This is a genomic window from Rhizobium sp. AQ_MP (assembly GCF_014237835.1).
Taxonomy (GTDB): domain Bacteria; phylum Pseudomonadota; class Alphaproteobacteria; order Rhizobiales; family Rhizobiaceae; genus Allorhizobium.
The window spans coordinates 20962-32754 of the sequence record NZ_JACJVI010000010.1 but is presented as its reverse complement, the minus strand read 5'-3'; the positions used below and the strand labels follow the sequence as shown (position 1 = coordinate 32754).

The 11793-nt window shown below is 61.2% G+C and carries 11 protein-coding genes; 5 read left to right on the top strand and 6 right to left on the bottom strand.

Annotated elements, in window-relative coordinates; genetic code table 11:
- Positions 1–14: 14 nt before the first annotated feature.
- Positions 15–1220 (bottom strand): glutamine-hydrolyzing carbamoyl-phosphate synthase small subunit, encoded by a 1206-nt coding sequence (gene carA / locus H6M51_RS15330; protein WP_185810687.1) that lies wholly within the window; start codon positions 1218–1220, stop codon positions 15–17.
- 316 nt (positions 1221–1536) lie between these two features.
- Here carA and H6M51_RS15325 point away from each other — a divergent pair, with 316 nt between their 5' ends.
- The gene (locus H6M51_RS15325; protein WP_185810686.1) at positions 1537–1989 is read left to right on the top strand and encodes a GatB/YqeY domain-containing protein; all 453 of its coding nucleotides are present in this window, start codon (positions 1537–1539) and stop codon (positions 1987–1989) included.
- 56 nt (positions 1990–2045) lie between these two features.
- On the opposite strand, the gene H6M51_RS15320 is transcribed toward H6M51_RS15325, so the two are convergent.
- A complete protein-coding gene (locus H6M51_RS15320; protein WP_185810685.1) occupies positions 2046–2375 on the bottom strand; it encodes a BrnA antitoxin family protein in 330 nt (109 codons plus the stop codon).
- Positions 2341–2631, bottom strand: a complete 291-nt coding sequence (locus H6M51_RS15315; protein ID WP_185810684.1) for a BrnT family toxin — start codon at positions 2629–2631, stop codon at positions 2341–2343. The genes H6M51_RS15320 and H6M51_RS15315 overlap by 35 nt, the downstream gene beginning before the upstream one ends.
- A 222-nt stretch (positions 2632–2853) precedes the next feature.
- Here H6M51_RS15315 and dnaG point away from each other — a divergent pair, with 222 nt between their 5' ends.
- The 3 genes from dnaG to rpoD all read left to right on the top strand — a co-directional run bounded on the left by dnaG (position 2854) and on the right by rpoD (position 8685).
- Positions 2854–4851, top strand: a complete 1998-nt coding sequence (dnaG, locus tag H6M51_RS15310) for a DNA primase (protein ID WP_185810683.1) — start codon at positions 2854–2856, stop codon at positions 4849–4851.
- A gap of 78 nt (positions 4852–4929) precedes the next feature.
- The gene (locus H6M51_RS15305; protein ID WP_185810682.1) at positions 4930–6279 is read left to right on the top strand and encodes an adenylate/guanylate cyclase domain-containing protein; all 1350 of its coding nucleotides are present in this window, start codon (positions 4930–4932) and stop codon (positions 6277–6279) included.
- A gap of 342 nt (positions 6280–6621) precedes the next feature.
- Positions 6622–8685 carry an RNA polymerase sigma factor RpoD gene (gene rpoD, locus H6M51_RS15300; protein ID WP_185810681.1) on the top strand — a complete coding sequence of 688 codons (2064 nt, stop codon included), beginning with the start codon at positions 6622–6624 and terminating at the stop codon, positions 8683–8685.
- A gap of 60 nt (positions 8686–8745) precedes the next feature.
- Here rpoD and H6M51_RS15295 read toward each other — a convergent pair whose 3' ends face one another.
- Positions 8746–9171, bottom strand: coding sequence for a type II toxin-antitoxin system VapC family toxin (locus H6M51_RS15295; RefSeq protein ID WP_210314841.1), 426 nt, complete (start codon positions 9169–9171; stop codon positions 8746–8748).
- Positions 9171–9404 carry a type II toxin-antitoxin system Phd/YefM family antitoxin gene (locus H6M51_RS15290; RefSeq protein ID WP_185810679.1) on the bottom strand — a complete coding sequence of 78 codons (234 nt, stop codon included), beginning with the start codon at positions 9402–9404 and terminating at the stop codon, positions 9171–9173. The genes H6M51_RS15295 and H6M51_RS15290 overlap by 1 nt, the downstream gene beginning before the upstream one ends.
- Positions 9405–9553: 149 nt before the next feature.
- Between H6M51_RS15290 and H6M51_RS15285 the strand changes: the two genes are divergently transcribed.
- Entirely contained in the window at positions 9554–10591 is a 1038-nt protein-coding gene (locus H6M51_RS15285; protein ID WP_185810678.1) for a DUF930 domain-containing protein, read from the top strand.
- A 12-nt stretch (positions 10592–10603) separates the two neighbouring features.
- On the opposite strand, the gene H6M51_RS15280 is transcribed toward H6M51_RS15285, so the two are convergent.
- A complete protein-coding gene (locus H6M51_RS15280; RefSeq protein ID WP_185810677.1) occupies positions 10604–11752 on the bottom strand; it encodes an amidohydrolase in 1149 nt (382 codons plus the stop codon).
- Positions 11753–11793 lie beyond the last annotated feature (41 nt).

The following is an 11793-nucleotide window of genomic DNA, read 5'->3' as shown; positions in this document are numbered from 1 at the left end:
TTGTCTGACTGATTTCAGCGCTCGGCCAATGCCGGCTCGCCCTTGGTCTCGCGCACCATGTTGATGAAGCGACGGAAGAGGTAGTGGCTGTCCTGCGGACCGGGCGAGGCCTCCGGATGGTGCTGGACAGAGAAGACCGGCTTGCCCTTGAGGCGCAGGCCGCAGTTGGTGCCGTCGAACAGGGAAACGTGAGTCTCTTCAACGCTTTCCGGCAGCGACTTGGAGTCGACTGCGAAGCCGTGGTTCATCGAGACGATCTCCACCTTGCCGGTGGTGAAGTCCTTCACCGGGTGGTTTGCGCCGTGATGGCCCTGATGCATCTTCTCGGTCTTGCCGCCAAGCGCGAGGCCCAGCATCTGGTGACCGAGGCAGATGCCGAAGACCGGCTTGTCGCTCTTGACCAGGTTCTGGATGACGGGAACGGCATATTCGCCCGTTGCTGCCGGGTCTCCCGGGCCGTTCGACAGGAAGACGCCGTCAGGGTTGAGTGCGAGGATGTCCTCGGCCGAGGTGGTCGCGGGAACGACTGTCACCTTGCAGTCGAGGCCGGCGAAGAGGCGCAGGATGTTGCGCTTCACGCCGAAGTCGACGCAGACGATGTGGTACTTGGCGTCCGCCGGGCCGAGCGTCGTGTGGCCTCCGGTCCAGGACCAGGCCTTCTCGCTCCACACGGATGACTGGCCCGAGGTTGCGACCTTGGCGAGGTCGAGGCCGACGAGGCCGCTCCAGGCCTTGGCTTCCGCCTTCAGCGCTTCGATATCGAACACGCCGTTCGGGTCATGGGCGATCACTGCGTTCGGCGCGCCGTTTTCGCGGATCCAGGCGGTCAGCGCCCGGGTGTCGACGCCGGAGAGGCCGATGATGCCGCGGCTCTTCAGCCAGGCGTCGAGATGGCTTGCGGCACGATAATTTGAAGGCTCCGTGATGTCCGCCTTGAAGATGGTGCCGACGGCTCCGTGGCGGGCGGCAGGCGTCAGATCTTCAATGTCTTCATCATTGGTGCCGACATTGCCGATATGGGGGAAGGTGAAGGTGACGATCTGGCCGAGATAGGACGGATCGGTCAGGATTTCCTCGTATCCGGTGAGCGCCGTGTTGAAACAGACCTCGGCCTGCACCTTGCCGGTCGCGCCAATGCCGTGGCCCTCGATGACTGTGCCGTCGGCGAGAACGAGGAGGGCAGTTGGCTTGCGGGTCGTCCAGGGGGCTGTCGCGGTCATGGTCGTTCCTTGTTCGCCCGCATGCCCGCCCCTTGTCGGACCGGTTTTGCGGGACCATCTATGTTGCAGATCGGGGACGCGCGAAGTCGCGCGTTTTCAGCCCTGATGACAATTTGCGTGCAGGTGCCGAGCAATAGACGGATCGTTGTGAGAGGTCAATTGCCGAGTTGTTTACGCGCCGGATTTCTCCCAAGCCATTTCAATGGTTTGCTCAATTCGTTTGCACTGCAGCAGATGTCTGGCTATGAGAACCACTCAACGAACACGGAAAAGCCACAATCGTTCACGGTGAACGGGCTCTTCCACGGAGAAGAAAATGATACGCGACACGCTCGCCAACTCGCTGAAAGAGGCCCTGAAGGCCAAGGATGTCCGCCGGACATCGACCGTTCGTCTAATCCAGACGGCGATCAAAGACCGTGACATTGCCCATCGCGGCGCTGGCAAAGATCCCGTCACCGATGACGAAATCATGCAGATCCTGATGAAGATGATCAAGCAGCGGGACGAGTCGGCCAAGATCTACGCCGACAATGATCGTCCGGAGCTTGCGGCTCAGGAGCGCGAGGAAATCGTCATCATCAAGTCCTTCATGCCCGAGCAGCTCTCGGACGAGAAGGTGCGCGAGCTCTGCGCTGCGGTGATCAACGAAACCGGGGCACAGGGTCTGCGCGACATGGGCAAATGCATCAATGCTCTCAAGGAGCGTTATGCGGGCCAGATGGACTTCGCCAAGGCCTCGGGCGTGGTCAAGGACCTGTTGAAGTAACGGCCTGTTCCGGCGCCCCGCTCATTCGACGCCGCCTCCGGGCGGCGTCTTGCGTTTCAGGGCTTGGAGCGCTTCTGCTCATCGACGAAATGGCGCAGGACCGCATTGATGCGCGTCTGGTAGCCTTTGCCGGTCGCCTGAAAGAAGTCGATGATATCAGGGTCCAGACGGATCGAGATCGCCTTCTTCCGGTCGGGGATCACCATCTTCGCTTTGGACCAGTCGATGTCCATGAAGTCCTTCCAGTCGGGATCGTCGCGCATGGCGCGCTCGATATCCTTGTCCGTCATTGCATCGACGCGGGCCCAGTCAGTCTGACTCTCGCCCCGGGCGATCATCTCTTCGATTTCTTTAATCGTATAACTGACGATATTTTCTTTGCTCATCGTCTCGTGCCGCCCTCGCGGAAATTATTCGGCAGATCTCGCCGCGCATTGTGAACACTACGGCGATTAGTTTGGCGTTCATGGGGCAGATCGCAAGAGTGCGAAACTCACCACCTCTGTTTGACGCCAAGTCAAGCCTGGGTCCCTCTTTGAGACACCGTGCTGCGTCAATGAAGTCTATCCCGTGCTTTTGAACGTTGGAACGACGCTTTTCGGCGTCCCAGTCAAATCGATCCAGTTCGTTTCCGGTGTTCATGAAGACCAATCCATGTGTTCGTGCGTATCGCGTAGTTCATCGGCTCTCCATCACGACCGCATTTGGTCTTCCCACTGATCAGTTTGCTCTGATCGGATTACAGATGTATATACAGACAGGCCATCTAGGTCAACCGCTGTGAATAACGGGCACTCCGCGCGAAAGCCTTGGCGCTCTTCGAGCGCGGCGCCTATATGAGGGGTCAGCTTCCCAGGGATACAGATGCGTTTTTCCAGCGACTTCCTCGACGAGATCCGTGACCGCGTGCCGATTTCGGCCGTTGTCGGTCGACGCGTGACCTGGGATCGCAAGAAGACGAACGTGTCACGCCAGGACTATTGGGCCTGCTGCCCGTTCCATGGCGAGAAAAGCCCGAGCTTTCATTGCGAGGACCGCAAGGGGCGATATCACTGCTTCGGTTGCGGCGTTTCCGGTGATCATTTCCGCTTCCTGACGGATCTCGAGGGGCTGAGCTTCATGGAGGCGGTGCAGCAGGTGGCCGATATGGCCGGTATCGCCATGCCGCAGCCTGACCCTCAGGCGGAGCGGCGCGAGAAGGAGCGCACCAGTCTGCAGGACGTCATGGAAATGGCGACGCAGTTCTTTCAGGACCAGTTGCAGACGGCCAATGGCGCGCGGGCCCGGGCTTACCTGCGCGAGCGCGGGCTTTCGGGCCGCACGATCGAGACCTTCCGGCTGGGCTATGCGCCCGAGAGCCGCAACGCGCTGAAGGAGTATCTCGCCTCTAAAGGGGTGCCGAAGGAGCAGATCGAGGCCTGCGGGCTTGTGGTGCACGGGCCGGACATTCCCGTCTCCTATGACCGCTTTCGCGATCGCATCATGTTCCCGATCCTCTCGTCACGCGACAAGGTGATCGCCTTTGGCGGGCGCGCCATGGCGGCGGATGCGATGGCGAAGTATCTCAATTCCAACGAGACGGAGCTCTTTCACAAGGGCAATGTGCTCTATAATTTCTCCCGTGCTCGCCGCGCGATGCAGGGCGCCGATGGCGCCGACACGCTGATTGCGGTCGAAGGTTACATGGACGTGATCGCACTGTATCAGGCGGGGATCGAGAACGCGGTGGCGCCGCTTGGTACGGCGCTGACCGAAAACCAGCTGCAACTGATGTGGAAGACGACGCCGGTGCCGGTGTTGTGCTTCGACGGTGATGGAGCGGGGCAGCGGGCGGCGTTTCGCGCGGTCGATCTCGCTCTGCCGCACATCAAGCCGGGACAGTCGCTCCGGTTCGCGATGCTGCCCGATGGCAAGGATCCGGATGATCTTGTGAAGCGTGACGGCCGCCAGCCCTTCGACCGTTTGCTGTCTGAGGCCAGACCGCTTGCCGAGATGGTCTGGATGCGCGAGACGCAAGCCGGCGGCTTCGACACGCCGGAAAAGCGCGCCGAGCTCGAGGCGAAGCTCAAGCAGGTCGTCAACGTGATTGCCGACGAGAACGTGCGCCGCCACTATCAGCAGGATGTACGCGACAGGCTTTATGCATTTTTTCAGGGCAGCCAGCCGGGGCGCGGGGAGCGTGGCAGCTTCCAGGGCGGTGGCCGGAGTGCGGGGCAGGGAGCGCGCAATGGCGGGCGTCCACCGGGGCCTGTGGCGTCGAGCCGCGGCGCCATCTCGGACCGGCTCGCGCGGTCAGGTCTCGTCCGCGGTGCGCTCGACCAGCCAACGTTGCGGGAAAGCGTGCTGGCGCTGACGATCGTCAATCATCCGCAATTGCTCGAAGACGAGTATGACGAGATTGCTGCGATCGATTACGAGCATGCCGGACTGCAGAAACTCTGGTCGTCGCTTCTGACCGCCGTTGCCGAGGCCGGACCGACGCTGAGCCGCGAGATCCTCATCCAGAAGCTGGAAGCCCATGGTCATGGCACGCTGTTGCGGGGTCTCGACCAGCAGATCCGCAATGCCAGGCTCTGGATCGCCACAGAGATTGCCGCGCCTGAGGATGCCCGCGAAGGTTATCGGCAGGCGCTGGCCCTCTACAAGCGGGCAAGGGCGCTCAAGCGCCAGCGCATGGAGCTGGAGCGGGAGATCGCCGAGGCGACGGAGACCGACGATGCCAGCCGGATCGAGCAGGTGATCAGCGCCCTGCACGAGGTTCAGCTTGAAGTAGCCCGTATGGAGAACCAGGAAGCGATCATCGACGGCTTCGGTGTGATGTCCGGCCGGGTCAAGGGACCGGCTACCGGGCATGGCCAGTGAAATCGTTTGCATAAATCTGTTGCGCTGACGCGACAAATAGGGGATTCAGCTGTTATTGCACTGTTAGCGGAAGCAAGAGTGTCGCAGCACGAATTCGACTTCATAGCCCGCAACGGGCGTAGACTGCGATCATTCTGGCGTCTGCCGAATGCAGTCTGGTGGGTGGCCCGGATCGGGACTGCCGGCTATCCGCCGCGAATTCGGCGAAGGCTCGCGGTGACCAATGTCATCGCGGCCATGGTCAGTCTGATGACGATCCCCTACATCGTCATGTTCATTGCCTATGACGGGTATGGCTTGCTGCCGGCCATTATCGCGTTCGCGCCCCAGGTGATCTTCTATGCTCTGACCCCTTATTTTCATCGCTACGGAGAGATCTCGGCGGGGCTCTATCTCTGTGCGATCTGGCTGATTTTCGGCATCAGCTTCTGCATGTTCTTCGGGCGAGACTCCGGGCTGCAGTTTTATTTCCTGCCTGGAGCGGCCGCTTCGTTGCTGGTCTTCGGTGCGGAGCGGCTGCTTCTTTCGGCCTTCGTGACGGTCGTGGGTCTGATCGCATTTCTCGCGACCGAGATTCTCTTCGTGGCCCCGCTCGACTTCATCAAGGTGGATCAGGTCTTTCTGAACACACTCTACTACCTCACCGTGCCATTTGCATTCCTGCTGATCTTCACCACCTCCTTCTTCGCCTTCAAGGAAGCTGCGCAGGCGGAAATGGCACTGGAGTCGGAGCACGAGTTTTCGGAGCGCCTGTTGCAGAACATCCTGCCAAAGGCGGTTGCGAGCCGGCTTCGCGATCATCGCACACAGCTTGTTGCCGACCAGATCCCGTCTGCAACGATCCTCTTTGCCGATATCGTCGACTTCACACCACGGGCGGCGCGCTGGCAGCCGCAGCAGGTGATTGCCTTCCTGGGACGCGTTTTCATGCAGTTTGATGCGCTCGCCAGCGCTCATGGGCTGGAAAAGATCAAGACGATCGGCGACGCCTATATGGTGGCTGGAGGTTTGCCGGAGCCCAAACCGGATCACGAGGCGTCCGTTGCACTGATGGCGCTCGATCTGCTTGCCTGCTGCCGCCGCATTTCGGAACAGGTGGGCGAGGCGGTCGAGGTGCGCATTGGCCTCGATACCGGCCCGGTCGTCGCGGGTGTCATCGGGCCAAACAAGCTTCTCTACGATGTCTGGGGTGACACGGTGAATACCGCCGCCCATATGGAATCGCATGGTGTCGCTGGTCGCATACAGGTCGCAGACTGCCTCAAGCAACGGCTTGAAAACCGTTTCGAGTTCGAGCTTCGCGGCGAGATCGAGGTTAAGGGCAAGGGCCGCATGCGAACCTGGTTCTTGACGGGTGTCAAGCCGGAGGCCGCTGCGGCCCCGTCGGAGATGGAGAGCAAGCCTTTGCCTCTTGTTTCCCAGTCGTGATGACCTACATCTGCGAAGATCGGTGATAAAGACGCCGCAGAACGGCTTGTTTTGTTGATTTTCCCTGTCCGGCCCGCAGAAAGGCTTGACGTCAGGAAAAATTGTGGGAATCACCAATCTAAGCACACAAGGGTGAAGTGGGTTCGGACGGATCTCTGGTATGATGACCGGTCATGCAGACAAACGAATTTTCGGCGCTGCGACCGCAATGCCCATAGTTAATCAGGAATTAAGCAACACTCCGTTAGGTCAGTGACAGCTATCCGCCCGGATGAGTGGTCCGTCTCCCATTCCTCCGGCGGCAAGCAGCATGATCAGACGTCAGGGAAAGCGACAAGATAAATGGCATCGAAAGTCAAAGAAAACGAAGAAGCCGACGGCGAACGCGACGGCGCGACGGACGGTCCGCTTCTCGATCTTTCCGATGACGCGGTCAAAAAGATGATCAAAGCCGCCAAGAAGCGCGGCTATGTGACCATGGATGAGCTGAACTCGGTTCTTCCCTCTGAGGAGGTGACCTCCGAGCAGATCGAAGACACCATGGCCATGCTTTCCGACATGGGCATCAACGTCATCGAAGACGAAGACGTGGATGAGGCCCAGGGCGGGGACGACGAGGCCGAAGACGACGGCGACAGCGAGGGCGGCGAACTGGCCCCGACCGCGGGTACCGCCGTTGCGACTGCCAAGAAGAAAGAGCCGACGGACCGTACCGACGATCCGGTGCGCATGTATCTGCGCGAAATGGGCTCCGTCGAGCTTCTGTCGCGCGAAGGCGAAATTGCCATCGCCAAGCGAATCGAGGCTGGCCGCGAGACGATGATCTCGGGCCTCTGTGAGAGCCCGCTCACCTTCCAGGCGCTGATCATCTGGCGCGACGAGCTGAACGAAGGCACGACGCTTCTGCGCGAGATCATCGATCTCGAAACGACCTATTCCGGTCCGGAAGCCAAGGCTGCCCCGCAGTTCCAGAGCCCTGAAAAGATCGAGGCCGACCGCAAGGCAGCCGAAGAGAAGGAAAAGGAGCGCGCCAAGCGCCGTCCGCAGGCCGCCTCCGGCGACGATGACGACATCACCGCCATTGGCGGCGAGGGCATGCCGCCGGAAGAAGAGGAAGAGGACGAGGACGAATCGAACCTGTCGCTGGCCGCGATGGAATCCGAACTGCGTCCGCAGGTCATGGAGACCCTCGACCTCATCGCCGACACTTACAAGAAGCTGCGCAAGCTGCAGGACCAGCAGGTGGAGGCCCGTCTCGCCTGTGCCGGCACGCTGTCGTCCGGCCAGGAGCGTCGCTACAAGGAGCTCAAGGATCAGCTGATCACGGCGGTCAAGTCGCTGTCGCTCAACCAGAACCGCATCGACAGCCTTGTCGAGCAGCTCTACGACATCTCCAAGCGCCTGATGCAGAACGAGGGCCGCCTGCTGCGTCTCGCCGAAAGCTACGGCGTGAAGCGCGAGGCCTTCCTCGAGCAGTATCAGGGTGCCGAACTTGATCCGAACTGGATGAAGTCGATCGCCAATCTTTCCGGCCGTGGCTGGAAGGAGTTTGCGAAGGAAGAGAACCAGACGATTCGCGATATCCGTGGCGAAATCCAGAATCTCGCCACCGAAACCGGTATCTCGATCGCCGAATTCCGTCGCATCGTGTCGATGGTGCAGAAGGGCGAACGCGAAGCGCGCATCGCGAAGAAGGAAATGGTCGAGGCGAACCTGCGTCTCGTCATCTCGATCGCCAAGAAGTACACGAACCGTGGCCTGCAGTTCCTCGACCTCATCCAGGAAGGCAATATCGGCCTGATGAAGGCGGTCGACAAGTTCGAGTATCGCCGCGGCTACAAGTTCTCGACCTATGCGACCTGGTGGATTCGGCAGGCGATCACCCGCTCGATCGCCGACCAGGCCCGCACGATCCGTATTCCGGTGCACATGATCGAGACGATCAACAAGATCGTCCGCACATCGCGCCAGATGCTGCACGAAATCGGTCGCGAGCCGACGCCGGAAGAACTGGCCGAAAAGCTCGCCATGCCGCTCGAAAAGGTCCGCAAGGTCCTGAAGATCGCCAAGGAGCCGATCTCGCTCGAAACCCCCGTGGGTGACGAAGAGGATTCGCATCTCGGCGACTTCATCGAAGACAAGAACGCGCTGCTGCCGATCGACGCTGCCATCCAGGCCAACCTTCGCGAGACGACCACCCGCGTTCTCGCCTCGCTGACACCGCGTGAAGAGCGCGTGCTGCGCATGCGCTTCGGCATCGGCATGAACACCGACCACACGCTCGAAGAAGTCGGCCAGCAGTTCTCGGTCACCCGCGAGCGTATCCGCCAGATCGAGGCCAAGGCACTGCGCAAGCTGAAGCATCCGAGCCGCAGCCGCAAGCTGCGCTCGTTCCTCGACAGCTGATCAGGCGAGAGAGTTCTGAAATGCCAAACCCGTCGGAGCCATCCGGCGGGTTTTTTCGTTTCATTCGATGGAGGTTACGGGATGGACGATTGTGCTGCAGGCCTGAGACATCGTCTTGTCCAGGGTGGCGATTGGCAGGCCGGCGTTCACGGAAATTGCGATGTGCAGACTGTCGCCGGCCCGCAAGCCGAGTTCGGTTCGGTCGCATAGACGGGCGGCGGTTTGATAATCCGAAGGTGTCACGTTGAGCGTCACCAGAGACCGCGAGACGAGCCGATTGAAGGCAGCCAGGATCTGGGCTTTCTCATCTAGATTGATCTGCCCGGTGCGTTGTTTCAGCGACAAGGCTGAGGAGAATTCCGTGATGGTCCACCCACTGATATGCAGCGAGCCTGTTTCCTGCGTTCGCAGCCACAATGATACTCGATCTGCCGATGGTTCTCGCGTCAGCCATGCGACAAGCAGAGAAGTATCCAGATAGACCATCAATAGCGGACTTCTTCACGCAGGCGGCGTGTGCCATCCGGTTCTGTCGCCGGCACTTGGCGGAGCACACTCTCCAGCCAGTCGAAATCGATGGGATCGCGGGGCTCCTCTGCAGGAACGAGCCGGGCCACCGGTTTGCCGTGACGCTCGATGTCGATGGTTTCGCCCTGTTCCGCCTTGGCGACCAGTTCACTCAGGTGGGCCTTTGCGGTCGCAATGTTGACGGTGGTCATTCAGTGTCTTCCGACTGACGGCTATGACTAGAATTATGGTCATCTTAGTCCTATCTGGATTGAAGGAAAAGGTGCGTCTTTGCAATTGCCGGGTCATTAGGCGCGCTAGTGCCTCCCTTTTTGCCGCAATCGTCGCTATGGATCACACCATGACGGATACGAGGAAGACTGGCTGGCGGCGCTTCGGTGGAGGGCTCGCCCTCTCGCTGTTGCTGCATGGGCTTGCAGTGGCCCTCTTTCTGCTGAGTTTCGACAGCCCAGGTGAGCTGTCGCCAGAAGATCAGGCCGTCGAGGTAACACTGGTCGCTCCGCCACCCAAACCTGAACCTGAACCTGAAGCTGAACCGCAGCCGCCCGAACCGCCGGAGCCGCCGGCAAAGCCGGCCGAGGCGGAGCCACCACCACCGCCGACATCGGAGCAGCCGGCGGAGCCGCCCCCGGTCCCGGAACCGGAGGCGCCCGCGCCTGCGGAACAGGCCACCGAGCCGGAGTTGCCGGATGCTGCCTCGGCACCGATTCCCGTGCTGCGACCGGTGGTCCGCTTTGGCGAGCGGGACAGCGGGCCGGAGATTGCGCGGGGGACGGAAGCCGAGCGTCCTGCCGAGGAAAAGCCGCGCCCCGCCCAGGAGGCCGAACAGGTAGCCGAGGCTGCCCCGACGCTCGCTCAGCCGGACATCGACCTGCCCGAAGCACCGCCGAACCAGGGTGCGTTGCCGGAGGCGGCCAAAGAAACCCAGGCGGGGAAGGCAGAGGCAGAGGCTCCTGCCGTGGATGGGCCGACGGACCCGGCGGTTGTCACGGCGATTGCCGAGGCACGGCTCGAACCGCGTGAGGTTCGGGAACTGTTTTCAGCGGCCATATCGGGCGATCAGGCGGCCATGACCGCGATGGCCGGTCTGACACGTCAAGAACGCGGCGACCAGCTTTGCGGAACCGAACTCAGCCAGCAGTTGCGGAACGGAACGCCCGGATACATCCCCTATCTGCTGCCGATTCTCAGGCTCAAAGAGGGCAATGTCGTGGATGTCCCGCTTGCGGCCTTTCGAGACGTCAACGGATCGTGGATCAACATCGCCGTCCGCTGCGAAGTGAATGATGATGCGACCGTGGTGGTGTCCTTCTCGCTTTCGGTCGGCAAGGCGGTTCCAAAGTCCGAATGGGCCGAGCGCGGCTTCCCGGACAGCTGATCGCTCAGCCCGTCATCCCAGGGCCTGACGAATCACCGCCATGAACACCCGCGCACCGATGGCGGTCAGGTCATCAGGATAGTCGTAGTCGGGATTGTGCAGGGCAGGGTGCGTCTCGCCGGCGCCGAGAAAGAACATCGCCGAGGGGCAGATGGCGCGCAGGCGGCCGAAATCCTCCGAGGCCCTCATCGGCAGATTTCCCTCGCTGAACCGCAGCCCTTCGACGGTCAGGGCCTGTTCCAGGTGAGCGACGGCTTCGGCTGCATTCTCGCAATGAAAAAAGACGTCGTGATAGCTGATGGACTGTTTCAGGCCGGCCTGAGACGCGGCGCCGGTCACCAGGCGTTCCGCCCTTTCGCAGAGTTCGGCCATCCTGTCGTCGATCAGCGTACGCAGGGTCACCCAGATCTCGGCATCGCCGGGGGCAATGCCGAAGGCCGGTTCTCCGAGCCAGGCATGCGTGACGGTTGCCAGGGTGAAGTCGGTCGAAGGCGGAGCGCCATGGGAGAGCGCAGTCAGCGATGGCATCAGCGTCGACATGGCTGCCATGGGCGAGTTCCCGGTTTCGGGCTGAGAGGCATGCGCCGTCTTGCCGGATAGCCTGATCTTCATGCCGCGCGACGCGCAGTTCACCGGGCCGCTCTTCAGTGCGACGGTGCCGAAGGCAAGGCCCGGCATGTTGTGTAGCGAATAGGCAAAATCCGGCCTGATCTCGGAAAAGCGCGGGTCCGCGAGCACGGCTTCTGCCCCACTGCCGTCTTCCTCTGCCGGCTGCCAGAGCAAGACGACTCGGCCCCTGGTCACAGGCTCTCGGGATAGTCCCGTCGCGAGAGCGAGGAGGATGGTCGAGTGGCCGTCATGGCCGCAGAGATGGCCCTTGCCGGAGATGGTCGAGCGGTGGGGCGATTCTGACTTTTCCTCGATCGGCAGGGCATCCAGTTCGGCGCGGAAGAGGAGGGTCGGCCCCGGTTCCTTTGCTTCGAAGATGGCCGCAACACCGTGGCCGCCAAGGTCTGTCAGAATTTTCGAGGGACCAAGAGAACGCAGCGCCTCGACGACGCGACGTGCCGTCTCCCGTTCCTCGCCCGAGACCTCGGGATGGCGATGCAGTTCATGGCGGAAGGCCTGCAGCTCGATGATGTCGCGGTTGGTCAGAAACATGCATTTCTCCTCATCTCCCCAAGATGGCATATATCACGGCG